Genomic DNA, 454 nt, shown 5'->3' on the forward strand with positions numbered 1-454 from the left:
TATTATTGAAATCGCCACTATCGTCACCGATGCGAACCTCAATACCTTAGCTGAAGGGCCCGTTATGGCAGTGCATCAGAGCGACGAATTACTTGATTCGATGGATGAGTGGTGTACTCGAACACATGGTGAATCTGGTTTAACTCAGCGAGTAAAAGATAGCGAGTTCTCAGAGCGTGATGCAGAGCTGAAAACCATTGAGTTTTTGCAAGAGTGGGTTGATAAAGGTGTATCACCGATTTGTGGAAATAGCGTAGGCCAAGATCGTCGTTTCTTGGTCAAATACATGCCAGAGTTGGAAGCCTATTTTCACTATCGAACTCTCGATGTGAGTACTTTGAAGGAGCTGACTCGCCGTTGGAAGCCTGAAATTTTAGATGGCTTTAAAAAACAGGGGACACATTTAGCATTAGATGATATTCGTGAATCGATCGCTGAGCTGCAATATTATCGT

General features: G+C 43.6%; 1 protein-coding gene. It reads left to right on the top strand.

From position 1 onward, the window contains the following. Positions 1-454: oligoribonuclease (orn, locus tag A3739_RS06610; RefSeq protein WP_068500795.1), on the top strand; the 454-nt coding region annotated here is incomplete at both ends.

This window comes from Oleiphilus sp. HI0067 (assembly GCF_001635735.1).